The organism is Mesorhizobium sp. M1329 (assembly GCF_040318035.1).
Taxonomy (GTDB): Bacteria; Pseudomonadota; Alphaproteobacteria; order Rhizobiales; family Rhizobiaceae; genus Mesorhizobium.
In genome coordinates this window covers 173,601-196,866 of the sequence record NZ_JAMYLN010000008.1, presented here as the reverse complement: position 1 = coordinate 196,866, position 23,266 = coordinate 173,601, and the positions used below count along the sequence as shown (strand labels likewise).

23 protein-coding genes and 2 pseudogenes are annotated in these 23,266 nt (G+C 59.0%); 10 read left to right on the top strand and 15 right to left on the bottom strand.

The window, feature by feature from the left end; translation table 11 throughout:
* Position 1 precedes the first annotated feature (1 nt).
* From NKH21_RS10995 to NKH21_RS10970, 6 genes are all read right to left on the bottom strand, one after another.
* Positions 2–460 (bottom strand): (2Fe-2S)-binding protein, encoded by a 459-nt coding sequence (locus NKH21_RS10995; protein ID WP_352467057.1) that lies wholly within the window; start codon positions 458–460, stop codon positions 2–4.
* Between the two features lie 347 nt (positions 461–807).
* The gene (locus NKH21_RS10990; protein ID WP_352864940.1) at positions 808–981 is read right to left on the bottom strand and encodes a hypothetical protein; all 174 of its coding nucleotides are present in this window, start codon (positions 979–981) and stop codon (positions 808–810) included.
* 665 nt (positions 982–1,646) lie between these two features.
* On the bottom strand, positions 1,647–3,062 hold the full coding sequence (locus NKH21_RS10985) for a mannose-1-phosphate guanylyltransferase/mannose-6-phosphate isomerase (protein WP_352479100.1): 1,416 nt from the start codon (positions 3,060–3,062) through the stop codon (positions 1,647–1,649).
* Positions 3,063–3,117: 55 nt separating this feature from the next.
* Complete coding sequence (locus NKH21_RS10980; RefSeq protein WP_352479197.1) at positions 3,118–3,279, bottom strand: hypothetical protein; 162 nt, start codon at positions 3,277–3,279, stop codon at positions 3,118–3,120.
* A 152-nt stretch (positions 3,280–3,431) separates the two neighbouring features.
* Complete coding sequence (locus NKH21_RS10975) at positions 3,432–4,421, bottom strand: nodulation protein NodZ (RefSeq protein WP_352517223.1); 990 nt, start codon at positions 4,419–4,421, stop codon at positions 3,432–3,434.
* Positions 4,422–4,814: 393 nt separating this feature from the next.
* Complete coding sequence (locus tag NKH21_RS10970; RefSeq protein WP_156937465.1) at positions 4,815–5,177, bottom strand: hypothetical protein; 363 nt, start codon at positions 5,175–5,177, stop codon at positions 4,815–4,817.
* Between the two features lie 44 nt (positions 5,178–5,221).
* Here NKH21_RS10970 and NKH21_RS10965 point away from each other — a divergent pair, with 44 nt between their 5' ends.
* From NKH21_RS10965 to gmd, 3 genes and pseudogenes are all read left to right on the top strand, one after another.
* Positions 5,222–5,695 (top strand): hypothetical protein, encoded by a 474-nt coding sequence (locus NKH21_RS10965; protein ID WP_352864861.1) that lies wholly within the window; start codon positions 5,222–5,224, stop codon positions 5,693–5,695.
* Positions 5,696–6,066: 371 nt separating this feature from the next.
* Positions 6,067–6,368: pseudogene (locus NKH21_RS10960) on the top strand (nodulation factor ABC transporter ATP-binding protein NodI); the annotation flags it as partial.
* Between the two features lie 141 nt (positions 6,369–6,509).
* Positions 6,510–7,580, top strand: coding sequence for a GDP-mannose 4,6-dehydratase (gene gmd / locus NKH21_RS10955; protein ID WP_352864858.1), 1,071 nt, complete (start codon positions 6,510–6,512; stop codon positions 7,578–7,580).
* 123 nt (positions 7,581–7,703) lie between these two features.
* Here gmd and NKH21_RS10950 read toward each other — a convergent pair.
* Positions 7,704–7,982, bottom strand: a pseudogene (locus NKH21_RS10950) (integrase core domain-containing protein); the annotation flags it as partial.
* 921 nt (positions 7,983–8,903) lie between these two features.
* Between NKH21_RS10950 and NKH21_RS10945 the strand changes: the two are divergent.
* The 4 genes from NKH21_RS10945 (at position 8,904) to NKH21_RS10930 (ending at position 13,019) form a co-directional block, all read left to right on the top strand.
* Positions 8,904–9,173: a hypothetical protein gene (locus NKH21_RS10945; RefSeq protein ID WP_352864856.1), complete on the top strand. Its 270-nt coding sequence runs from the start codon at positions 8,904–8,906 to the stop codon at positions 9,171–9,173.
* A gap of 123 nt (positions 9,174–9,296) precedes the next feature.
* Positions 9,297–9,995, top strand: coding sequence for a thermonuclease family protein (locus NKH21_RS10940; RefSeq protein WP_352467051.1), 699 nt, complete (start codon positions 9,297–9,299; stop codon positions 9,993–9,995).
* A 251-nt stretch (positions 9,996–10,246) separates the two neighbouring features.
* Positions 10,247–11,833, top strand: a complete 1,587-nt coding sequence (locus NKH21_RS10935; protein ID WP_352474457.1) for a hypothetical protein — start codon at positions 10,247–10,249, stop codon at positions 11,831–11,833.
* Positions 11,817–13,019 (top strand): PAN domain-containing protein, encoded by a 1,203-nt coding sequence (locus NKH21_RS10930; RefSeq protein WP_023680065.1) that lies wholly within the window; start codon positions 11,817–11,819, stop codon positions 13,017–13,019. Before NKH21_RS10935 ends, NKH21_RS10930 begins: the two co-directional genes overlap by 17 nt.
* A gap of 369 nt (positions 13,020–13,388) precedes the next feature.
* Here NKH21_RS10930 and NKH21_RS10925 read toward each other — a convergent pair whose 3' ends face one another.
* Both NKH21_RS10925 and NKH21_RS10920 read right to left on the bottom strand, forming a co-directional pair.
* The gene (locus tag NKH21_RS10925; protein ID WP_352473670.1) at positions 13,389–14,252 is read right to left on the bottom strand and encodes an ImmA/IrrE family metallo-endopeptidase; all 864 of its coding nucleotides are present in this window, start codon (positions 14,250–14,252) and stop codon (positions 13,389–13,391) included.
* Positions 14,242–14,628 carry a helix-turn-helix domain-containing protein gene (locus NKH21_RS10920; RefSeq protein WP_352467833.1) on the bottom strand — a complete coding sequence of 129 codons (387 nt, stop codon included), beginning with the start codon at positions 14,626–14,628 and terminating at the stop codon, positions 14,242–14,244. Before NKH21_RS10920 ends, NKH21_RS10925 begins: the two co-directional genes overlap by 11 nt.
* A gap of 182 nt (positions 14,629–14,810) precedes the next feature.
* Here NKH21_RS10920 and NKH21_RS10915 point away from each other — a divergent pair, with 182 nt between their 5' ends.
* From NKH21_RS10915 to NKH21_RS10905, 3 genes are read left to right on the top strand one after another with little or no spacing between them, the layout of a single operon-like run.
* Entirely contained in the window at positions 14,811–15,263 is a 453-nt protein-coding gene (locus tag NKH21_RS10915) for a multiubiquitin domain-containing protein (RefSeq protein ID WP_352467834.1), read from the top strand.
* Positions 15,223–16,422, top strand: coding sequence for a ThiF family adenylyltransferase (locus tag NKH21_RS10910; protein ID WP_352473671.1), 1,200 nt, complete (start codon positions 15,223–15,225; stop codon positions 16,420–16,422). Before NKH21_RS10915 ends, NKH21_RS10910 begins: the two co-directional genes overlap by 41 nt.
* Positions 16,423–16,833 (top strand): ubiquitination-like system serine protease family protein, encoded by a 411-nt coding sequence (locus tag NKH21_RS10905; RefSeq protein WP_352467836.1) that lies wholly within the window; start codon positions 16,423–16,425, stop codon positions 16,831–16,833.
* 524 nt (positions 16,834–17,357) lie between these two features.
* Here NKH21_RS10905 and NKH21_RS10900 read toward each other — a convergent pair.
* The 6 genes from NKH21_RS10900 to trbL form a co-directional block, all read right to left on the bottom strand.
* Positions 17,358–18,395 (bottom strand): IS110 family RNA-guided transposase, encoded by a 1,038-nt coding sequence (locus NKH21_RS10900; protein ID WP_352864851.1) that lies wholly within the window; start codon positions 18,393–18,395, stop codon positions 17,358–17,360.
* Positions 18,396–18,658: 263 nt separating this feature from the next.
* Complete coding sequence (locus NKH21_RS10895) at positions 18,659–18,931, bottom strand: DUF2274 domain-containing protein (RefSeq protein WP_352473672.1); 273 nt, start codon at positions 18,929–18,931, stop codon at positions 18,659–18,661.
* An 11-nt stretch (positions 18,932–18,942) separates the two neighbouring features.
* The gene (locus tag NKH21_RS10890) at positions 18,943–20,160 is read right to left on the bottom strand and encodes a TraB/TrbI/VirB10 family type IV secretion system protein (protein WP_352864849.1); all 1,218 of its coding nucleotides are present in this window, start codon (positions 20,158–20,160) and stop codon (positions 18,943–18,945) included.
* Positions 20,161–20,170: 10 nt separating this feature from the next.
* A complete protein-coding gene (gene trbG / locus NKH21_RS10885; RefSeq protein WP_352864846.1) occupies positions 20,171–21,199 on the bottom strand; it encodes a P-type conjugative transfer protein TrbG in 1,029 nt (342 codons plus the stop codon).
* Positions 21,189–21,920, bottom strand: coding sequence for a conjugal transfer protein TrbF (trbF, locus tag NKH21_RS10880; protein WP_352567553.1), 732 nt, complete (start codon positions 21,918–21,920; stop codon positions 21,189–21,191). Before trbF ends, trbG begins: the two co-directional genes overlap by 11 nt.
* Complete coding sequence (gene trbL, locus NKH21_RS10875) at positions 21,921–23,243, bottom strand: P-type conjugative transfer protein TrbL (RefSeq protein WP_352567552.1); 1,323 nt, start codon at positions 23,241–23,243, stop codon at positions 21,921–21,923.
* Positions 23,244–23,266 lie beyond the last annotated feature (23 nt).

Here is a 23,266-nt window from a genome sequence, read left to right as displayed (position 1 = left end):
CTCAAGTCTCCAGCCGGTTGGCGGTCTCGTGGATGGCCGCGCGGATGCGATGATAGGTGGCGCAGCGGCAGAGATTGCCGCTCATCGCCGAATCAATATCATCGTCCGTCGGCTTCGGCGTCTCTGTCAGGAGGGCCACGGCCGACATGATCTGGCCAGACTGGCAATAGCCGCATTGAGGTACGTCGAACTCGGCCCACACGGCCTGGACCGTTTCGCCGATCTTGCCCGACACGCCCTCAATGGTGGTGATCGAGGCTCCTTCGATGTCGCCGACTGCGGTCTGGCACGAGCGCGTCGGCATGCCGTTAACGTGAACCGTGCAAGCGCCGCACTGGGCAAGGCCGCAACCGAATTTCGTTCCTGTGAGTCCGATGCCGTCACGGATCGCCCAGAGCAGCGGCATCTCTGGATCGACGTCGAGTGTTCGCGCCTCGCCATTGAGGGTAAAAGCGACCATGGCTTGCTCTCCTTGTCCTGAGCTGGCTATCTCGTTGCGCCTCCGCCCGGCTAGGAACCGGACTCTTCTTGCTGAGGCATAGCGACCACAGACTAGGATCGCGCAGCTCGAGCAACAAGCCGCTAGCTGGCAATCGCGAGATCGTGAAGTGGCTCGTGTCGAAAGGCTGGAGGCAACTGAATGTCATTTTTGGGCCGACCGGCCGGTCAGTTTCCGGCTCGATGACCTGGTTGGCAGTCATTCCGCTTCTAAGCCTAAACCCCAGACATGAACTGTAGCAGCATCATAAAAGACGACATCAAGCGGCCGTTTTTCGTTGCGCTGCACCGCTAGCTCGTTCGCGTGGTTCATGATCCGCTGGTTATCCGCGGATGCTCGTTCACCATAGATGCCAGAAACTTGCCACGCGCTATGCGGTTAAGGATGTGGTCGTCATTCGTAGCGAGCGAATGGCCGAAAATGAAGAAGCAATGGCTGGCGGTCTTCACATTCGCGGTGAACTGCTTGAAGCCTTGGTACAGGTAGGCATTGTGACGGATCTTCGCCTTCTTCTGGGCGCTGGTGGGCTGATGAAGGGCGGCTTAGGGTCATGATTTCCCGCTGCAATGACCGATGAGTCACAGACGCTGCATTTCGCGCTAGACCGCAACTGCGGTATTCTCGATCATACGCTCAGCCATCCTATTCGCACCTCGTTGCCGCCGTTCGCCGCACCTATCGATCGGAGGCCTTCCAGCCTCGCGATAGCCGCGCTATGTGGCTGCACACAACCTGACGACGAACAGGAGCAAGATTGGACATAGAAGCCAGCACAAGATCGCCCTCCCCCGGTCCTTGCTCGTTTTCATGAGAAAACAATCGAACTGAGTGCTGCGGGGATAGCGAGGTCGATTTGGCCCACTTCAGAGCGAAGTCGGCCATAAGCCATTGATATAATTTTGGTGGGCCCTGAGGGTGCTTGGAAAGTCAGAAATATCAAAGGCTATTCGACAGTGGGACTGTGTTGCGTTACTATGCTCTCCGGTCTTTTCCGGTTGATTTGTCCCACCCTGATGCCGATTGCGGTCATTCGCCGCTGCCTTGGTCAATTCCCGATTCCACAAGCATCCGGTCCTGAGTGGGCAGACGGCCTTCCTAGTGGTAATTAGTCAGCGACACGTTGACCGTTCTCGTCATGCGGTGAAATCTACGTTCGACCATATACGTCGTCGAAGCGAACGATATCATCCTCGCCGAGATAATCGCCGCTCTGCACTTCAATGATCACCAGGTCAATTCTGCCTGGGTTCTCCAGCCGATGCTTATGGCCGCAGGGGATGTAGGCTGATTGGTTTGTCGCCAGGAACAACTCCTGCTCGCCATTGACGATTTTCGCGGAGCCGCTGACCACGACCCAGTGCTCCGAACGATGATAGTGCATCTGCAGGCTCAGCCGCCGACCGGGCTTCACCTCGATGCGTTTGATCTTGAAGCGCTCGCCTTCCTCAAGAACCGTGTAGGTACCCCACGGCCGGTGTACCGTGCTATGGACCAGGTGAGCTTCATGTCCTGAAGCCTTGAGGCCCTCGAACAGCTTCTTGACGTCCTGAACGCGGTCGCGGGATGCGACAAGCAAAGCGTCCGGGGAATCGACGATCACCAGATCGCTGACACCGACCGTGCCGATGACGCGCTTGTCGGAGCTCACATAGCTGCCGGTCGTGTCGACCATATGCACATCGCCGCGTATCCTGTTCCCGCTTTCGTCGGGGGCGATCAAATCGGCCATTGCGTTCCAGGATCCGATGTCGTTCCAATCCATGTCGCAGGCAACCACGGCAAGTTTGTTCGTCTTCTCCATGACAGCGTGGTCGAGCGAGATTCGCGGGGCGGAGCCGAAATGCTCAGGCGCGAGTTCGATTTTGGCAAAGCCTTCGCCTTGACTGAAGCGCCCGTTCTCGTAGCTGTCGGAGGCGGCCTGGATCACCGCGGGGCAATGCGATGCCATCTCGTCGAGCATGGTTTGTGCGCTAAAGCAGAAAATGCCGGCGTTCCAGAAGAAGCGCTTGGACGCGACATAGGCTTTGGCTGTGTCCAGATCCGGTTTTTCAACGAAACGGACGACTTTCTCACCATCCGCTTCGATATAGCCGAATGCCGTGTCCGGTCTGGTTGGGGTGATGCCCAATGTGGCGATCCGCCCGAGCTTCGCATGTTCGATGGCCCGGCACATGACGTCTAAAAATGCAGGCAGGTTGCCAACCATGTGATCGGCTGGGAAGACGCATAGAATCGCGTCAGGGCCTTGCGTTGCCTTGGCATGGATGGCGGCTGCCGCAACGGCTGCGGCCGTATCCCGGCCTTCAGGCTCGAGCAAAAAGGTGCGTGGCAGGACCACGGAATCTAGTTCGTCGAACTCGTCCTTGGTAAGGAAGAGGTGTTCCCCAGATGTCACGGCGACGAGTTCCACTACGCCCTTTATCGAACCGACGCGCAGCACAGTGTGCTGAATGAGAGAATGTCCATCTGCTACTTTAAGGAAAGGTTTGGGGTGCGATTGCCTCGAAGCGGGCCATAGCCGCGATCCGGCTCCACCGCTGATGATGACGGGAACCACTTTCATTAAACAACCTCGATTTCGTCTCTGGACGTCATTGCCCGCGCCCTTAGCGTCAGCGTCACGACCGCCGTCGCTCTAGGATGGTCTTGCGGCGCTCCGAGTAACAGCGAAGTTCTGGCGCGTTGCCGGACGGCCGCAGATGAATGATCTCGTCATTCTGTATTCGTGCCCTAAGGCCGTTGGTTTCATCGACGTCGGCAACAGTCCCGAATGGAGCCAAGAACTGCTGCAGTGTGTCCGGATCCTCAAGCCTGCGGATCAAGCTGAGCAGCTGCGGGACATTTAGCGTATGCCATGGCCCGCCTCTCGTGGATTGCGGTCGATGTCTCTATGCCTGTTCGTTCCATTTGCCGAATTGCCCAGGTAGCGGTCTTAATCAAGATGAGAGACTCTTTGGCTGCCTTCTATCAAAATCAAACGACTTGGGTCCTTCAGATCGAACTCAATTACCCGCGGTACGAAAAGGCGTGCATATCGTGTAAAGGCGCTCGTCGGAGGAAACCGAACTACAGTATCGCAGCGCCCGAGAAGATACATCTCAACGAGGGCGGAAATTGCGCCGTCCATCCCAAGTGCTGCAGTGTGTAAGGGGCCGTCTTGATCGGATCGGAAATGCTTGGGGACGGTGAGAAGATCGGGAAACTTGGCCGACAGATGATCAAGGATTTGCGCGCTGTCCGTGCACAAGAACAGCCGCACAGGCTTGGGGTGCGGCAACGCTTTAGCCTTATCAACCGCAGTGCACACTTGTCGAACGGCGAACTCCGGATCGGCCCAGTAGGGCGCATGGTCCATGATGTCTTCACCGTTACCATGTCGAACATGAACCCCGATGATGCTGTGCCCCTCAAAACATTCTTGGTAAATGGCATCTATGCGTGTTTGAATTTCAGACCGAGGCTTGACACTCTGGAAGACCTGCCGCTCGGCATCCTCATCGCAGCGCCACATCAAGCAAGCGTCACACACTACTGTGTTCGCTTCGACATCGTGTTCGGCCTGAAAGAGCTCGCCCAACTCGTCGCGCTCTTGGAAAATCTGCTCATCTGGGCGGTAAAGGCAGTCGATCGCTGGCCTATTCCACCACTCCGGGAAGAATGGACCCGGGAAGGAAAAGTCGTTGATCCGGTCGTCGCAAATAGCCGGTACGCCAGCGATGTCATTGATCGGTTGGAAGAACACCGGAAAGGCATTTGTGAAGGGTTGGTCGAGATAGCAGGACCCGCGCCAGTCGACGGCTAGCGTTCGTCCCGACCGCTGAGCGTAGCGCCAAGCGGCCGCCAGCGACCACAGACAATCACCGAACCCCGTACGCCTCTGAGAGACGACGAACCTGCGCTTTACCAATCCACTGACCTGCATTTTCGGAAATCTCGTTTCAGAGACGAGGTTGCATCTGACTTGGGATCTCTTAATCGATACTAGTCGACCGTTACGCCGGGCGATTTGGTAGAGGCTGCGCGTGGGGCAGAAGAGCTCCTCAGCACTGCCTATCCTTATCTCTGTGACGCTCGCAAATCTTGACGCCGGGTACACTCGCTTCCGGTTTAAATTCAGCGTTCTCTAATGCGCCCGGCGACATGTGTAAAATTGATTGCGTGAATGTGGCCCATCCATGTGATGGATACTAAGGCGTTCCTTGACCATGAGCCTCTGCTGACGTGGGGCCGCGCTTTGCTAAGCGAAACAGCCGGTCGAGGCAGTCCACAAAGTCCCTTTTTCAAGTCCAATTCTTAACTGCCTCAACGTAACATGTCATTTGCGGGCGTTTCCTGAAGGACGGATGTGCAGGACCCGCCAGCCGTCGAATGTCAGGCGCAGGCCATCCACGTCATTTATGGCCATCATGGCGTCCGGTCCCATCGAAAGATGCGACACAGCGCCCTCTGACGCTTTCAAGTGCGCCAACATGGCGCAACTCGTGTCGACCGGATAGCTTTCGATCCGGCCGGACTGAGCGACTGGCACGCGATGCTGTGCGACGACGGCCGAGAGAGGAATTTTGGCGTCTGCAGCCATGTGGAGGATCGTTCCGACGGTTCTGCGGGTTCTCGGTGTCGGAGCCGACACCTGTGCGAACCCGCTCTCGTCCGTTTTCGACAGGCCCTTGAGGTTCATGACCCTGTTGTTCGCCGAGATCACCCGCCAGTTCAGCGATCCAGGTGAAGATCGGCACGCCTGTCGATGCGGCGATCATCGCCTCGGCCAGCGAAGATGATGAAGAGGGCCATTGGGTCAAGTACAAGCGCCGACCAGCGTTTCATTGCTTCAAAGCCCATTTCGGTGCCTACGCCGATACGGCCCTTGTCGAGGAGATCGCCGTCACGGCGCCCACACCGAGGACGGCAACGCCGTTCCTGATGTTCTGCCCGACAATCCCGGCGAAGTGTTTGCCGACAGCGCCTACCGAGGCAATCATCTCGGCGACGCGGTGCGCGCCAAGGGTGGAAGGCCGCGCATCGTCGCAACCGCTGTGGGGGCGCGACGAGGCCGAAAGCTCGACGCCTGGAACCAACCGATCCACAGAATTTGTACTCGGATCGAGAAGATCTTCGGCACCTGTAGCCGGATGCGATGGCGAGGGCTGGCAAAGGCGGCCGTTCAAATTCGCCGCACTGCGATCGCCTACAGTATGAAACACAGTTTGATGGTCGCCTCGTCCCCCCCATCGTTGAAGCCCAGCTACCGTTTTCGGGCTAGCGCGCCCGAAATTCCTTGGAGGTCAATACGTAATGCCCTACCCGGCTTTTCGCCGCCGTCTCAAATGTGCGGTTCGCCCAAAGCCCCCGACTGCCACGAACTTTGTCTTCGCGCGGAGCGAAACCTCGCGCCCACGACTTTGTGCCGCCGATGTGCCGCGCTGCCCTGTCAAACAATCCATTTTATGGATGCACCTCATCCAAACAATCGATTTCACTGATCAAAACAATTTCCATTAGAAGACGCTGAAGCAGGCAATGATTAAGATTACTTGGTTAGCGCAAGAGAGCGGTAAGGTGGAGTTGTCGGCTTGGACCCACATGCCCGCCATTTTATCTGGGAATGGCTACGTGCCCTGTTGGCGCAGGGCAAGACGATTCTACTGGCCACCCACTTCGTGGAAGAAGCGGAGCGGCTATGCAACCGACCTGCGTGCTTGAGAACGGACGTGCGTCCTCACTCGCTGATTGATGAGCAAATCGGGTGCGACGTGATTGAAATCTATGTCGCTCACCCCGTGAGCTGAGTTCGGCACTCAGGCCGCATGTGCGACTTAGGCAGGTTAGCGGCGAGACTCTGTTTTGCTATGCCTCCAAGCAGGAGCAGGTGTGCTCGCTGGCTGACACTGTCAATGACGAGCTCCGCGCCGCATCTGTCGAAATCCTACCATAGGGTATGGGGCGGGCCGCAGTTTGCTGGCGGTGTGGCGAGCCGGAGTCGAAACTTCAACTATAATAGAGCAGGAAGAAAATGGGCGAGAACAGGAAAGTTGCTCTGGTTACGGGCATAACGGGACAGGATGGTGCCTATCTTACCCGTCTTCTGCTGGAAAAAGGCTACGTCGTTCATGGGATTAAGCGACGTTCCTCTTCCTTCAACACGGGTCGCATCGAAGACATCTACCAAGACCCGCACGATCCCGATCCGCGCCTAATTTTGCATTACGGTGACCTCACTGATGCGACTAATCTCATCCGAGTAGTTCAGGAATCCCAGCCAGACGAGATTTACAACTTGGCCGCTCAGAGCCATGTCCAGGTGTCGTTCGAAACGCCGGAATACACAGCAAACGCCGACGGTATCGGAACATTGCGACTTCTTGAGGCGATCCGCCTCCTCGGTCTGAAGGACAAGACCCGCTTCTATCAGGCCTCGACTTCAGAGCTCTACGGCCTCGTGCAATCCGTACCGCAGAACGAAACAACGCCCTTTTATCCGCGCAGCCCTTACGCCGCCGCCAAGCTCTACGCCTACTGGATCGTGGTCAACTATCGCGAGGCCTATGGTATCCATGCTTCCAACGGCATTCTCTTCAATCATGAAAGCCCACTGCGCGGCGAAACTTTTGTGACGCGCAAGATCACCCGCGCCGCCGCTGCTATCTGCCTCGGCAAGCAGGACAAGCTTTATCTCGGCAATCTGGATGCTCAACGCGATTGGGGCCATGCGCGTGAGTACGTGCGTGGTATGTGGATGATGATGCAGCAGGATCAACCGGATGATTACGTGCTGGCGACGGGCAAGACGACCCCTGTCCGCCAATTCGTCGAATGGGTTTTCGAAGATGTCGGCGTCGCGCTCGAATGGCGTGGTGAGGGAGTCGACGAAAAGGGCTATGATGTCGAGACCGGCAGATGCCTAGTCCAGGTAGACCCACGCTACTTCCGCCCCACGGAAGTCGATCTTCTCCTGGGCGATGCCACCAAGGCGAAGGAGAAGCTCGGCTGGGTGCATGAGACATCCGTGCGCGAGCTCGCCGCGGAAATGGTGCGGGAAGACCTCAAGGTCATGCAGACATCGGTAATCATGAAGGAAGCATAATGTACGATCTGAAGGGAAAAGCCGTGTGGGTCGCGGGCCACAAGCATGGTGGGCAGCGCTGTTGTAGGCCGCCTCGCGTCTGAAGACTGCAAAGTTATGGCCGCCCTGACGTTTCCCCCAATTCTATCCAGTCGTGAGTTCGTTTCCGGGGGTGGATTTGCCCTGATGGCCGGTGGACGCGACGGGTGCTGGCGCGGAGCGTTTCACGTTGCGCAGCGCGAGCGACCGTCGCGGGTTGAAGGTCGATGCACATTCGTTGGGTGTCTGCCATCCGATGTGCGAGTGCGGACGCGCGCCGTTGTAATCGGCGCGCCATACATTGAGCCTCGCGCGGGCCTGGGCCAGGGACGTGAACCGCGTCTCGTTGAGGAGTTCATCGCGAAGGGGGCCGTTGAAGCTCTCGCGTTAGGGTCCTAGCCAACCTCCGACTGTGAACTCGCGGAAGCGATTTACGGCAAGCGCACACAGCAGCTCGTCCACGGCGTTCGTACATGAAGTTTGGAAACTTATAATACTGGTACACACCTCCATGGGGGAACATTATCTCCAATATCTCAGCGATTACCGGATAGCTATCTGCCTTCACCTACCTCGGCCTAGTGCAGAATCTTGGCCGAATGAACTCGGCGCTCTTGCTGCACACCAATGGTCCGTCCCGCGCGAAGTGCGATCATACCGCCGCAGCTTACCTTCAATCCGGCACTGGCGAGGATCTAGATCCAAGCCGACGGCGCCGGGCATCAAATAAAAAGCCGCCGACCGAAGCCAGCGGGCTTGATTGGGATGGCCCGCGCGGACGGTCAAGGCTGCGCCGGCCGACCATGGCGGAGGGACCACCTCGGTCAACGGCACGGCCCGATGACGGCGTGCCGATGTACCACAACATACGGCGAGATAGAGCCTTCCGGCGTCGCGGAAAAAAAGCCCGCCGGTTTTGAGCCAGCGGGCAAGTTCTGGAGTGGCTGAGATCAACCCAGCATCAGTCAACGACCGGCGGAAGGGTTGGTTGCAGTGGATGCCAGCTAGCCGCAGCATGCTGTGAATCGTAGCAAAGTGAAAAACAAAACTCTGGACTTCTAGGTCGGACTCGCCCCAATATTTGTTTGGGGGATTCACATGAAAATTGGAGCACTCATCGCAAGTGCAGCCCTGTGCGTCAGCGGCTGCTCTACGACCGCTGTCGTGTCGGACAGCGATCTCACGGCAATGAATACCGTTGCGCTATGTCACGTTCTCGCCAGCAGCACGGACGAACAGTATCGTAGCAGGGTAGCGGCCCTTCTAGTGCGCAGGGGCGCAACAGCAGAGAGGTGCACCAGGCTTGTGCAAACCGACAATGCTGTCGCGACAGGCATAGCGATCGCGGCTGTCGGCGGCGCAGCTGTGGGTGTCGCTGCCAACAACGGCTATGGAGGCGGAACATATTACCGGCCACCGCCACCACAAACCTATGGCGTCGCGTGGGACCAATTCTATGGCCAGAACTACAGCGTTATCTGGCGCCGCGACCGGTCCACCGGGCGGTTCGTTGACGATTACTATTGCGCCGGCCTGCCCATGGTCGACAGCGCATGGCCGGGCTGGTCGGCGTAGCGGATGAGCAGGCCATACCGCAAATATCGATCCAATCGGTGGCAGAGACCCACCGGTGCCAAGCTGTGGCGGCGCCAACTTGCGAGCGTGCCGGCAATGCTCGGTCTTACGGCAGCGGCGGCGGTGGCCGCCTTCCTGGCGCCGTCGGGCGCGCAACGTAGCGACGATGCATCAAAGGCCAGCCCACAAAGGGCGGCGCCCGCCTCGCTTACCGGTGTCGCTTCCGTCATTGACGGCGATACGATCGAAATCCACGGCCAGCGCGTCCGCTTCAACGGCATCGACGCGCCAGAGGGCCGGCAGCTGTGCCGCGATGCGAATGGCGCCGAGTATCCTTGCGGCCGGCGATCGGCCGAAGCGCTGGACACTTTCCTGGCCGCGTCGAGGCCGCTCGAATGCACATTCGTGACGTGGGACCGCTACCACCGCTTTGTCGGCGATTGTCGGCGCGCCGACGGCGCGGGCGTGGCCGCCTGGATGGTCAAGCACGGCCAGGCGCTGGATTGGCCTCACTACAGCCAGGGCGCCTATGGGGGGCAGCAGGCGCAAGCCCAAGCCTCAAAGATCGGCCTGTGGGCCGGGACGTTTCAGGCACCCTGGGAATGGCGCGCTGCGCACGCCGACGGCGCGGCGCCGTCGAGTCGCCCGCTGGGCATCATCAGCCGTAAGCTGGTCGCGCAGAGCGGCTATTCTTGCGAGCCGCGGAGAACGTGCAAGCAGATCGGTTCCTGCGACGAAGCCAACTGGTACCTGCAAAACTGCTCATGGGGCGGAAAACTCGATCGCGACAAGGATGGGATCGCATGCGAAACACTCTGCTAGCTGAAATGTAACGGAGTAAGCGCGCTACGGCCTGTTCGGCTTTCCGCTTACACCGATCCAACGAAAACCATGCATGGGCGACGCGGTCTGCTAACCCCATTTTTTTGACGAGGTATTCTATATCTGAAGGGCAGAAAAAGTTATTGCGACAATAGAGAGAAGAGACGCCTTAACTAAGACTTTCAAAACCGTTAAATGTATGCTGGCAGGCGATCAAGGCGTGATGTTGCCCTGTCGGGGGGGCGAGTAAAATGCAGACTGTGATGAGTCAAAAGCTGGCAAGCTATGGCCAGTGGACCTACCGTGGTGCCTGGGCCCTAGAGATTGCGGCCGCAGCGATTGGTCTTACGACAGGTGTAGCATTAGGCGTACAAGCGTTTTCTGCAAGCGAGTCTGTCACTGCAATGGATTTGACGCTCGCCAGTGCACCCTTTCTCATGGTGGCAATCGCGGAGCTCACCAAGATACCGATAGCTACACTGCTTTTCAGCGCGTCTTGGCTCTGGAAGCCCATAATCTTGGTCTTCCTCCTGGTTCTTGCAGGCATCACTTTCGAAACTGTCTTTATGGGGATGGAGAGGGCAGGCGCATTGCGTCAGCTGCGTTATGAGGAGCTCGTAAACAAGATTGATGCCCTTGAGCAGGAAGCGACAAAGCTCGCCTCTGCTGACGAACTTGGTCGAAGAGCCGATCAGGTCGATCAAGCCCGTTCCGAAATTGAGCAGCTGACCTCTCTTGCAGAAAAATCGCGTGCGACCTCTCAGTCGCAAATTGCCGAGGCCAATGCGGAATTGGAGGGAACGACAGCCCTTACTCCAGAGGCCTCGCGTGTTCGCGATCAAGTGGATGAGAAAAATGCTGTTCGATCGGCGCTGATTCAACAGCGTGATCGCGAAGTTAAAGACGCTGTCGATCAGTTTGAGCGCCAACGCGACAGCTTTGTTGAACGTATCAAGATGGCGCGCGATTCAGGCGACAGCGACTCGGCACGCAGGCTAGAATCGGAAGTGGCTAAACTTGCCAACCCCCGCACGAAAATTATCACCAAGTTCGACACTCGGATTGAGCCGCTCGATCAAGAGATTGCTGCGCTGCGCGAAAATTTCGATCGTTTGCGGGCAAATAGCCCTCCTATGACTACTGACCAGAGGCAGAAGCTTGTCGATAGGCGTTCGTCTCTGGAGCAAACGCGCGATAGTGATGCCGCGGCTTGGCAGCGTCGATTGGATGAAGCGGGCAAACGGCTCGCAGATGCCCAGGCGGCAGAAGCCAACAAGGCAAACACCTCGGCGCAAAACCAGGTCAGACAGGACCAGATTGCCAAAGCCCTCAGCGCCTTGGCCAAGGAGCGGATCCCAATGGCGCGGACAGATCAGGTCCGCCGTATTGCCTCACGGTGGTACGGCAGCAAACCTGAACTGGTGACTGAGGCACAGGCCGGAATAATCTCTGTGATTTGGTTCGGCTCGCTCGCGCTCATCGCCGCGCTCGCGGGACCAATTACGGCAATGGTCGCTCTAGCGCTCCAGCGCATTGCCGCCCGAGAAGAGGACAATTCAGACAGCAAGACTTCCAGGCTGCTCCGCAGAATGCTTCTGAGTTGGCGGTGGCGCCGAATTCGAACGATTAAGGTACCAGTCGAAGTTATGGTCGAGAAAGAGGTTGAGAAGCGGGTTGAGGTGCCTGTGGAAAAGGTGGTCAAAGAGATCCTCTATGTTCCGCTCTTCACCGATGATCCCGAAGTCCTTCGCAAGGCCCTCGACCAGGATTTGCCGCCTGAGGTCTCAGACCTCGTGACGGTATCAATGAAGGGTCGCAAAAGTGCTCGTCCGGCATAATACCACCCTGCTTGAGCAAGCCGTCGATCTCGCCGTCAAAAGGTCAGCGATTCCAACCTTGCAGGCTCAAGCCGCGGCCCAAGAGAAGACAGCCCGAGCGACCGCCTTTCGCCGAATGGCGACTGGCGGAGCCATTGCAGTGGCGGCGGTCGGGATTGGGCTGGGCATCAATCTTGGTCTATGGGACAAAACCTTGCCGGAGCCGGCGGCTTTGCCGACCATAGAGCAGCCAAGCGATCTCACCTCCCCAAAAGATGAGCCGCCTATTCCTGTTCCAACTCCAAAGCCAACTCAGGAGCAGGCGCCCCAGGCTGACGTCCCTACCAAGCCTGACGTGGTGACCGTCGACTTCAACAAGTTCGCCACCAAGAACGTCGAGTTCCAAGGCACCACTTGGGAGTTAATCACAGGTCACCACTTCAAGGATGAGAACGACCAAACCTGGGACCGAGCGTGGTGTTACTCTCGGCGGAGTGTGAACGGCGTAGACGTAAATGTATCATTGGCAGCTCGTTCTGCACCGACAGCGCCACCAGCCGGGCCTGGCGCTGCTGCTCAGACGCTTCAGTTGGTCGGCCTTAATGATTCATCCGCCGTCGATCTTGCAACAAGATGCGCGTGGCTGGATGGTCGCACATTTGCGTCTTCAGACATCATTCCTGACTCGTCACGAGAGCAGGCCGCAACTGTCCCCGCAGAAACTCCTGCGACAGAGGTCGATCCAGATAGTGGATTTGTTGTCGTGTCCGGGTGGGACGCGATCGGAAACGACCTGCCGGATATGCCAATTAGGAACGTGAGTTCTGAGCAGTGTCAAACCGCCTGCGACACCGACTTCAGGTGTCTAGCGGTTACTTATAACACAAAATTTCGAGCTTGTTTCATGAAAGGGGACGCATCGCTACTGGTCAAAAGCGAAGAGTCGATCATGGCCGCAAAAAAAGTGGTCGAGAGCAATTTGCGCTACTCGAATTTGGTGTTCGCCACAAAAACGGAAATTTCTGGCAACGCCTATTGGACCTCTCCGCTCCGATATCCAGACTGCATACTGCAATGTGCAAACGACAAATCCTGCTTAGGGTTCAATTTCCGCAAAAAAGAAAGTGCGTGTGTCCTTTTCAACAGCATAACCCAATCCGCTGATAACGCAGCGGTCGCATCTGGCATCAAGAGCGTCGCCAACTAAAGTTGAAGCGAAGAACCTATCCTCAAGGAGCGATTGAAACCAAGCCGCTTGTCAAAGAAAGTGGCTAGCAAAATTCCACGATAACCTTTGGGTTAGCGGCAGGAATGTTCTTCGACGAAGCTCCAGCAGAATGCAAAGTGGAGCCAACTGAGGCATCTCAGAGAAAGAATTGTCGTCGGCGCATTGCGGGACCGTCTGACTGAATGTCAAAATGGGGCCGTGACCCGACGGACCGCTTTTTCTCTCGAAAGAAAGATATCGGCCGCTCGATTGGGAGCGCAAAAAGTCTGGGAATGATCCTGCCCGGACGCTGAAAAGGTCTGCATATTGGGCGATCGATCCGCTGGCCTAGCAAACTCAGGTCTCCACCTATCGCCGCTTCCTGCCGCCCGGCCAGGGCAGATTGCCGTCAAGCTCACGCAGGCCGTAGGTCTGTTCCTCCCATTGCTTGCGCTCGAGACGCGCGGGCGGGGCGTCGTCCTCTTCGTACCACAGCAGCGTCATGGTCTGATCCCATTGACCAACATGCAAGACGTCTTCGAATAGGCCGCCATCGCGGTCCCAGTCTTCGAACCACTCATCGGCCTCCGCTTCTTCAGGCCCTGATGGCTTCTCGCCCGCTCGTGCTCGTGCGCTGTAGGAACCCTCGGGCAGGAGCGCCCCGGGCCTGACCCAGCCCTTTGCCTGACGTAGACTTGCCGAGCGGGCGCTGTAGCGAACCTTGCCGCCTTCGGAGACGACGAACGCGCAGAGATTTTTCGAGAAGGTTGCGAAACGCGAGCCGGCGGCAAGAAGCGAGGCATCGAAATCATCGGCCAGCGTGCCGACGGCCGCCATGCCCATTTCCGACATGTCAACCTGCGGCTTGAAGAGCTTGTATGGTAGGAGTAGCTCGGCGGCGAAAATGTCGCAGAAAATCTCGCCTTGGGGCCGCTTGCTGAGACTCCAGCTTGGCTGGCTATGATCGGGGGCGATGTCTAAAACCGCGTGGGCAACCTCGTGGCAGACGGTAAACCTCTGACGCCTGTTGTTCTGATTGCAGTTCACGCAGATCTTGTATTTGCCCTTGGGCGTCTTGAACGACCAGCCATCTTCGCCGTCGTTCAAGGCTTCCTTTTTGATCGTGCCGTCGATTGCTGCCGCATAGATATCGACTGAGACCGGCTGCGCAAGCGGCCCGCATTTGCTGATAAACGCCCGTGCAGATGAAACGACTGACAACTCATCCATCATCGTCTTCCATCATCATGCGCCTGATGCGCGCGAGCGAGGTCGCGTAATCCGCGCGCGTGCCGCGATTCACAACGGTGGAAAGCATCTGCAGCTCCTCGGCGCTGATACTCTGATCCTGACGGACAAATTCCAAGATATTCGGATTAACGTTCTCCTGGCGCGCGAGGTGGCGCAGAACTTCGCGATCGCGCTTTGAGGCTGACAGCGCAGTCGCTAGCTTGTCCAAAACGTCTTCGGATGGGGCTTCCTTTACGCCCGTTTCAAGCCGGTGAATGTAGGCGTGATCGACCTCGCTGCGCTGGCCGAGATCCCTTAGGCTCAGCTTTCTTTCTTCCCTTAGGCCTTTCAACCACACACCCAGTGCTGTTTCCGGCATTCGCCCTCCTTGACAAATTTTTTTCAATCGCTATTTGTTGTCTGTGTGGACAACAGGCTCTGATCTGATGTGAATTAGACCAGGGCTTTTTTCGAACCCCTTCTGTTGTCTGGCCGGACACCAAAATGCCACCGGTCGGGGCGAAACGCAAGCGCCGCCAGAGGCGGGAAAGGATATAAGTCATGCTGGACATTGCTGCGTCGCACATCGTGCGCATCCACATCAATCGAGTGGCGATCAATTCGCCCAACCCAACGACCGGTGAAGCGCTCTATGCGCTGGCCGACATTAAGCAGCACGAGAGGCTCTACCGCGAGGTCGCGGGCGACGAGGAAGATGAGCGCATTCCGCGCGATGACACGCCGATCCATCTGACGCAGGATCAGCATTTCTACAGCCAGAAGGTCTTCGACATTCTGGTTAATGGCGATGACCACGAGATCGACACCAAACAGATCACTTACGCCCGCGTGGTCGATCTCTATCTCGGGCAGGGCGGAAAGCCCTCGAACGAATATCTCGTCAAATACTCCCACGGTCCGGTCGAGAACCCGAGCGGCACGCTCGCACCGGGTCAGAAGGTGAAGGTGAAGGATGGAATGCGCTTTCGAGTTGCCGGAACTGGTGAATCATAACCCCTTCCTTCGTGATCTGGACGAGACGGGATACCTGATCGACTTCGTGGGCGGTTATTTCGTTATATACGGTCTGCCCTACCTCGACAGCGAGGCCGGCTTGCAGCACGGCGATTGGGCCTGCCCACTTGGTCTGACCGGCCCGGTCATCGGCCCCCCCGCCGATCACCAAGCCTGGTGGCGCGGCAGCCGACCCCACGACCAGCAGGGACGCGAGCTCAGGCTTGGCGGCGGTCCCAATCCCGTTGAGGTGACGCCTGATCTCGTCATGAGCTGCTCCTTCTCTTACAAGTTGATGGATGAGCAGGGCGCGCTGCGCGCGTACCAGTCGTTCGAGGAAAAGGTACAGACATACATCGATACGATCACGACGCCGGCGGTCAATGCTTATCCTCAGGCTACACCCCTACGTGGGATCGCCGTCAAGGCGGCCGCGCAGGGTTCGCCGCTGCGCTTTCCCGACACCATGTCCGCGCGCTATCACCTCAATGATCTCTCAGCGCTCATGCGCGGCAAGAAGGTCGCCATCGTCGGCCTTGGCGGAACTGGCTCCTTCATTCTCGATTCAGTGGCTCGTACGCATCTTGAGCAGATTGCGCTGTTCGATGATGACAAGGTCCATCTCCACACGATCTTCAGATGGCCGGGCTTTATCCCCGGCGCCATCGGCAAGCTGAAAGTCGAGGCGCTTGCCATGCACTATGATCAATGGCATGCGGGCATTGTGCCGGTCGCCGAACGCATCACGGCCGACAATGTTATTCGCCTCCGCGAGTTCGATTTCGTCTTCGTCTCGGTTGATGAGGGGCCGGCGCGCCTGTTGATCGTGGACTGGCTGAGTGCGAACAACATTCCCTTTGTCGATTGCGGCATGGGCCTGAACCGCTCGGCCGTCGGGCTCAGCGGCTTCGTGCGCATTACGGGCACCGACCGTGCCGCCTTCGACAACAATCGGGGTACGGTGCGTCTGCCGGTCGAAAACGCGAAGGCTGACGAATATCGCAAGCAGGCGCAGATTCCCGAGCTCAATGCGCTGAATGCCAACATGGCCGTGATCCGGTTCAAGCAGCATTTCGGGTTGCTGGACCGGGAGAGTGATGCGACCTCGATAATCTTCGATACCGTAACCTTCGAAATGGACCGGGCGGGGGGAGTCTAGATGAGATTTCGCTATGAAGCGGTCGAGCGCATGCCCAAGCCTTTGGTGCCGGGCGTCGTCTATCACAGCGAGGAGTTCGAGATCGGGGCCCTGCTGTGCGCTTGCGGCTGTGGTCATCGTGTTTCGTTGCTGGTGCCCGACAGCCACCAGGTCACTGAACAAGGCGGTATGGCGACGGTGCGCCCTTCGATTGCCGTCTGCGATGCACCCTGCAATTCGCATTACTTCATTACGGTCGGCGAGGTTGAGTGGCTGCGCGCCTTCGATCCAGCCACGTCGCAAGCGGTGATGCGCAAGCAGATCGAACGCCACGCGCACGGCGACCCCGCGCGTCTGTCCTTCCTGAAGCGTGTGCTGTCTGCGCTGGGCCGTGTCTGGACCCGGTTCACTTCCTTTGGGCCGCCGCAGTAGCCCTCGTAACAGGCAGGCTGATCCCGGCCTGCCTGTTTTGTTGGTGTCAGTAGGCGACAGACAAAGCGAGCACGCCATGAGGCGCAAATGCCTCGATCTGTGGTTGATGAAGGCAAGCGCGACGGGCCGCAAGCGGCAGTTCTGGCCCTGCCAACCAATGCCCGCTTCCAACAAGAAGCCAACGTCGGGAAGTGGGCATGGTCGACTTCGAGGGCATCGCCAGCGATGTCTTCTGTGGATGGCTCCCGTATTGCAAGAGGTAATTCGTCGTTCTGGCGCATTGGTCGGGTGCAGTCTTCTGTCCGGCCTGTTCATGCAGCCGTTTGAAGCTGCTGGCCCTGATGGGGTCGGCGAACAAGGTCCCAATCTGCTTTGCAGGCTATGATGCCTCCGACATCGCATGGGTTATCCCTGTTCCCGGCCTGACCGGTCTCGCCATCACATCGCGTCGCTCTTACAACCTCATGGAGCCGATTGATCGGCTCGATCTGATTTCTGCTTCAATGTCTCGTCTTCTGCGCAACTTACGCTGCAAGGTTCGGAGCATGACGCGCTTGATAGGTTTCGCCGCGCGCCATGATAGCCCACACCACGCGGGCCATCTTGTTTGCCATCGCTACGCTCGCCACGCGCGCTGGCTTCCTGGCGAGCAACGCGAGGAGGCGCGGATCCGCAGCCTCGGGCTTATGCCTCGCCCGTCGGATCAGAGAGGTCGCGCCGATCACAAGGAGCTTTCTCAGGTACCGGTCGCCCATCTTGGTGATGTGCCCGAGACGGTCCTTTCCGCCGCTCGAGTTTTGCGAAGGTGTCAGCCCGAGCCAGGCGGCAAACTCTCGACCCGAGCGGAACTGACCCGGATCGGCAACCGAGGCCGCCAACGCTGTGGCACCGATCGGGCCAATGCCAGGTATGGTCGATAGACGCCGTGCCACTTCATTCGTTCTTTGTTGGGCAAGGATCGACCGGTCGATGGTCTGGAGCCGGGCATGGGTGTCGAGCACCTGGTCGCACAGGAGATCGAGAACCTGCGTTGCCATTGCCGGCACTTCCGGCTCCACTTCCTTCGCGGCGATCTGGCGCGCCAGCCTGAGCGCCCGCTCCAAACCTTGGGGAATGTCGATGCCGAACTCGGCCAACAGGCCGCGGATCATGTTCACCAGTTGCGTGCGCTGCTTGACCAGAAGATTGCGTGTGCGGTGAAGCGAAAGGGCCGCCTGTTGCTCGGCCGACTTCATCGCCACGAAGCGCATGGTCGGGCGTGTCACCGCTTCGCAGATCGCTTCCGCGTCCACCGCGTCATTCTTGCCGCGCTTCACATAAGGCTTCACGTAGCTCGGCGGCATCAAGCGGACCTCATGGCCGAGCTCCGTCAGTTCTCGAGCCCAGTGATGTGACGTCCCGCAGGCCTCGATTCCGATCAGGCAGCGCGGCAGCTTGGCGAAGAACGGCAGGACTTGCGACCGCCGCAGGGCCTTGCCCACGACAACGCCCCCAGACGCGTCGACGGCATGAACCTGAAAAATGCGCTTGGCCAGATCAAGGCCCACGGTAGTAATCTGCATGGCGGATGGCTCCTTTGCTCGGGTTGCCTGACAGCAAACCCACTGTGGCACTCAGATGCCTAGAGCGGGAGCCATCCACCTCATCTGCTTTTAAGAAGCTGTGAAGTGGACCTTTACGGCCGTCAAAGGCGCAGAGCCGGCATTGGTTCGGGGCAGATCAGCTCGTCTTTTGTGCCCTATGTTTCGGCTTGCCGCCGGCAAGTTGCTTGAATGCATTCGCCCGCCTAGAAAGGTGCCCCCTCGGACTCACTGGTCGCTGTGACTTATTCGGACCCTGAAATTGCCTTCCGCCGCGATTTCTCTGACTTGTCGACGACAGGGAGCCCTTCCTTTCTGGCCTTGGCAAACGCTCGATCGCTCTCCAGGAACTCCGCCAGCATGAACGGGATCAGTTCCGCTACCGATTCGGACTCGCCATAGGTCTGACGATAAAGCGCCGCATAGTCCTTCAGTGCTTGGTTCAGGTCTGCACTTACGCTTATGGTGATCTTCGAAGGTGTCCGATCCGGAAGTTTGCCGAGTTTCAGATTGGTCATGATGACTCCAGTCAATTCGGGTACGGCCGTAGCACAAGATCCTTGTGCACGATGACGCGCAGTGGCCAACCAGGGCGGACGGTGATCGTGGGCTGAATATTGAGGTTCTTCTCGGTGATGCGCTGGCCAGCTTGACTGACGTTCTGCTGAGCGGATTCGCGGATTGCTTTGACCAGGTCGCTTTCGTCTTCCCCGAGGCTCAGCTCGGTGCCGACCCCTAGCAACGTGGCCAGCGCAACGCCTTTCATCAGCTGCCAGGTGTGGAAATCCACCTTGTCCTCAAGCCCGGCATAGCCGGCGGTGTCCGTCGCCGGCAGATTGTCGATTTCGATCGAAGAGCCGTCGGGCAGCAGTATCCGTTGCCAGACCAGCAGCGCGCGCCTTTGTCCAAAGGCAACAACGCTGTCATAGGTGCCAATCAGGCGAGAGCCTTGCGGAATGAGCAAGGTGCTGCCGGTGACTGTGTCGTGCACATTCTCGGTGACCTGTGCGACGACGAGGCCGGGCAAGTCGGAATTGATGCCAGTGATCAGGCTCGCTGCGATGACGCTGCCGGCCATCAGCTGATACGGCGAAGCCGGCGTCTGCAGTGCATGCAGATTGTAGATTCCACTTGTGTTCCGCTGGCTGACAAAATCGAGCTTGCGCTGTTGATTGTTTTGGTCGCCCTCGGCCGGTGCAACGGAAGCTGAATCGCGTGCGGCATCGGATTGTGGAGCCGTTCCATCAAAGGGTGGACGCCCGCCCTGCCCGTTGCCGGCGGCATCCGCTTGCCGGGGTCGATTTTCGATCCGGAAGAAGACTTGCGATTCGCGCGCCTCGATCGCCTGCTGTGCAAGGCGCTGCTCCTCCGCCGAAACCTCCTGGCCCGGCGCGATGCCCAGCTGGCGTTGGTGCTCAAGGATGGGGCGGCCGAGGTCGCCGGGCAGCGGTGGTCCAAGCACCGGAGGCTTGGGCTTGATCCCGGAATAGTCCTTAGGCAGCCTTTCAATTGCCTCCGCGGTTGGCTTCCGCTCGGTGTTGTAAAGCTCTTCAGCCTGCTCTTTGATGCGCAGTGCCGGTCCTTGCAGCGCCATCATGGTGACGGCTAGAACGGTCCCGGAACCAACAGCAGCAATGGCGACAATAATGCCGCGCTTGAAGCGCACAGCGCGGCGAGGCGAGGCCCGCAGCTGCAGCTGTTCTGGATCGAGTTTCGGTGGAGCATCGGAGCGGGAAGTATCCGTCATGGGCCGTCCCTCACCTGCTGGAACGCGAAAAGAGCAATATCCGCCGCGGCGCTTGCCTGCCGTCGGTCCTCCTGATGCGCACCACCTGCTGCTGCTTGGCGCCGAGGCGCAGTTCGGCCGCGGCGAAGAGGCGATCGACGATGTAATAGTTGCCCCGTACGCGGTAGTTGACGAGCTGGTTGTCCCCGTCAGCACCGACGATGAAGAGCGGCGGGGCCTCGCCCTGATCGATGCGGCGCGGAAACTCGATGTAGACCTTGCTGCCATCATCGAACGCGCGCGTCGGCCTCCAGGGCGGCATGTCGCCGGTAATCGAATAGCGGAAGCGAATATTTTCGAGAGCCACATTCGACGCCACTGGCATAGCGGCGTCGGCCTGCGCATTGCGCCGGCGTAGCGCGATGATCTGGTCCTCGCTGTAAGTCCAGGAGATGGCCGCCATGGCGGTCTTATCCGTGCTTTGAAGCTGCAGGTGATAGCTTCGCCGGTCCGTGGTGATCACCAGATTGGTGGCAAGTCCTGGCGCGAAGGGCTTCACCAGCACATGGGTGCGCTGGTCATCGCCGGAGCCACTGACGGTGTCGCCAATTACCCAGCGCACTGTGTCGCCGGCCGACACGGATTGGAGTTTCTCGCCTGACTGCAGAGCGATATCGCTGACGCGCTCCGGTGCGGCATAGAGCTGGTAGAGCGCGCCTTCGGCAAAAGGGTAAACCTGCACCGCATTCACATAGCCATATTTGGTGGGTTGCTGCGTCGCCGCCTTGTTGGCATCGGCGACACGTTCTTCAGGCGAGCGCCTGTCTTCAGCAGCCTTGCCCGGCTCGGGCTGCAACTGGCCGGGCAGCGGCAGCGGTGTCGGCACTTCCACGACCTTGACGGGCTTCTCCGGCGCCTTCTCGATTGCCGCCGGTTGGAACTTGGCAGCATCATAGGAAATCTGAGGTGGCGGCACCGGCTTCGAGGCACAGGCGGAGATGACCGCAGCCGACGTCGACAGGACCAGCGCAGTGCGGAGCGACGAGAGTCTATTTATCATTGGCGGACTCCTTTGGGGGAACGGAAGTCTGCGCGGCACTGTCGAGCTCGCGCGACCAGTCGATGGCATTGATGAAGACGCCGAGCGGGTTTTTGCGCAGCTGATCGGTATTGTTCGGCGGCCGGATCACAATGGTGAGGATCCCGGTCCAACGCGTTGTGCTGGCGAGGCTGCCGCGCTCAAAGACCTGCTCGGTCCATTTGACTTGAAAGGAGCTCTCGGACGCTCGAACCACGCTCGTCACCTGCACCGAGACGCTGCGCGTGCCGATCTTGCCGAACGGATCATTGGCCTTAGCGTACTCGTTGAGAAAGAGGGCTGCACGGTCGGTGGCAAAGTCGTAGGCCGAGAGCCAATTCTGCCGCACCAACACCGCATCGGTGGAGACGGAGCGGACATTCTGGATGAAGCGGCCGAGATGCCAGGCAATCTGGGCATCGTCGGGCTCGTAGGTTTGGATTGCCGGCGCGACAGCCCGTGTCTCACCGAAGCGGTCGACCTCGACGACATAGGGCACGACGCGGCCCTGCATCGACTGCCACAAGAGTCCACCAGAGAGCCCGATGGCCAGAGCGAGGCAGCCAAAGGCGATCAGGCGCCAGTTCCTTGCCTGCACGCGCGCAGTGCCGATGCGCTCGTCCCAAAGTTGGGCGGCCTTCTGGTATGGTGTGACGGGGTGGGGCGTCTTCCCGTAACGCTGAACAGGTCGCTTGAAGAGCATCTAGTCTTCCTTATCGTTGAGAGAGGGGTTGGCGCCGCTTCCACCCCGATCGCCATCGCGGACGGCCTGCGTGGCGGCGTGGCGATGGGCGCGCGCGGTCTGTTCGGAACGCAAGCGCCTCGCCCACGCCGGCGCGGCATTGGCACCTGACGCGGCAGGGTTTCCGGTCATTGATGCGGTCGGCGTGCCGCCCGTCGCGGTCCAGGCGGCATCGCGGCCGGCATCGGCGCTGCGCCGGAATGGTTCTGTTGCAGATCGCATTCCCCGAATCGCGGCGCCGCCAGCTGCGCCGGCAACGCCCTGCAGTCCAGCAGCTACGCCGGAGAGGCCGGACTCGGGCGATGTTGCACGCCTCATCTGCCAAGCTGTGGAAGCAGCCGATCCCATGGCCGTGCCGGCTCGAACGGCGGCGAGACCGCCGCCGGTTGCCATGCGCGCGCCGGCAAGCGCCGCACCTCCGGCAACGAGCGTTGATCCGGCGGCCGCCGCGGTGGTTCCGAGTGCGGCTCCCGCGCCAAGCTGCGGCGCGCCGGAAACAAGACCCGAGGCAATTCCCGGTCCGAAAATGCCGAGCCCAAGCAGCGCCAACGCGCCCAGTACCTGTGACATGGCCGCGGCCAAGTCCGGCTCCTTGCCTTGCAGGGCGGAAGCGAACTCGCCGAAGAGCGTGGAGCCGATGCCGACGATGACGGCAAGCACCATCACCTTAATGCCCGACGAGATCACATTGCCGAGCACGCGCTCGGCCAGAAACGCCGAGCGGTTCCAGAGCGCGAAGGGCACCAGAACAAAGCCGGCCAATGTGGTGAGTTTGAACTCCAGGATGGTGATGAAAAGCTGGATGGAAAGGATGAAGAAGGCGATGAGGACCAGGAACCAGGCGAGAAGCAGCACGAAGATGGTCAGCGCGTTGCCAAAGATCTCGGGGAAGCCGACTAGCTGGCTCGCTTGATTGAGCAGCGGCCAGGCGCCCTCGAAGCCGGCCGCGGCAATGCGGCCTGGCCGCAGGAGACTGTCGGCGGACAAATTGCCGGACGAAGCGTTGATGCCGAGCCCGGCAAAGGAGCGGTAGATGATGTCGGCAAGGCTTCTGAAATTGTTCAGGATGAATGCGAAGGCGCCGACATAGAGCACCTTTCGGACGAGCCGACCGAGAATATTGGGTTCGCCGCCGAACGCCCAGACCAGGCCCGCCAGCGCGATGTCAATGCCGATCAGGATGGTAGTGAGAAAGGCGACGTCGCCCGAAAGCAGACCGAACCCGCTGTCGATATAGCGGATGAAGGTCTGCATAAAGCGATCGATGACGCCGAGGTCATTCATGTCGCCGTCTTCCTCGTTGTCTT

Coding starts and splice junctions, on each gene's coding strand:
- NKH21_RS10935 (WP_352474457.1), top strand. CDS start 10,247: ATGCAGACTGTGATGAGTCAAAAGCTGGCAAGCTATGGCCAGTGGACC.
- NKH21_RS10970 (WP_156937465.1), bottom strand. CDS start 5,177: ATGAACCTCAAGGGCCTGTCGAAAACGGACGAGAGCGGGTTCGCACAG.
- NKH21_RS10920 (WP_352467833.1), bottom strand. CDS start 14,628: ATGCCGGAAACAGCACTGGGTGTGTGGTTGAAAGGCCTAAGGGAAGAA.
- NKH21_RS10975 (WP_352517223.1), bottom strand. CDS start 4,421: ATGCAGGTCAGTGGATTGGTAAAGCGCAGGTTCGTCGTCTCTCAGAGG.
- trbF (WP_352567553.1), bottom strand. CDS start 21,920: ATGCTCTTCAAGCGACCTGTTCAGCGTTACGGGAAGACGCCCCACCCC.
- trbG (WP_352864846.1), bottom strand. CDS start 21,199: ATGATAAATAGACTCTCGTCGCTCCGCACTGCGCTGGTCCTGTCGACG.
- NKH21_RS10890 (WP_352864849.1), bottom strand. CDS start 20,160: ATGACGGATACTTCCCGCTCCGATGCTCCACCGAAACTCGATCCAGAA.
- NKH21_RS10925 (WP_352473670.1), bottom strand. CDS start 14,252: ATGATGGATGAGTTGTCAGTCGTTTCATCTGCACGGGCGTTTATCAGC.
- NKH21_RS10910 (WP_352473671.1), top strand. CDS start 15,223: ATGGAATGCGCTTTCGAGTTGCCGGAACTGGTGAATCATAACCCCTTC.
- NKH21_RS10895 (WP_352473672.1), bottom strand. CDS start 18,931: ATGACCAATCTGAAACTCGGCAAACTTCCGGATCGGACACCTTCGAAG.
- trbL (WP_352567552.1), bottom strand. CDS start 23,243: ATGAATGACCTCGGCGTCATCGATCGCTTTATGCAGACCTTCATCCGC.
- NKH21_RS10900 (WP_352864851.1), bottom strand. CDS start 18,395: ATGCAGATTACTACCGTGGGCCTTGATCTGGCCAAGCGCATTTTTCAG.
- NKH21_RS10905 (WP_352467836.1), top strand. CDS start 16,423: ATGAGATTTCGCTATGAAGCGGTCGAGCGCATGCCCAAGCCTTTGGTG.
- NKH21_RS10915 (WP_352467834.1), top strand. CDS start 14,811: ATGCTGGACATTGCTGCGTCGCACATCGTGCGCATCCACATCAATCGA.
- NKH21_RS10995 (WP_352467057.1), bottom strand. CDS start 460: ATGGTCGCTTTTACCCTCAATGGCGAGGCGCGAACACTCGACGTCGAT.
- gmd (WP_352864858.1), top strand. CDS start 6,510: ATGGGCGAGAACAGGAAAGTTGCTCTGGTTACGGGCATAACGGGACAG.
- NKH21_RS10985 (WP_352479100.1), bottom strand. CDS start 3,062: ATGAAAGTGGTTCCCGTCATCATCAGCGGTGGAGCCGGATCGCGGCTA.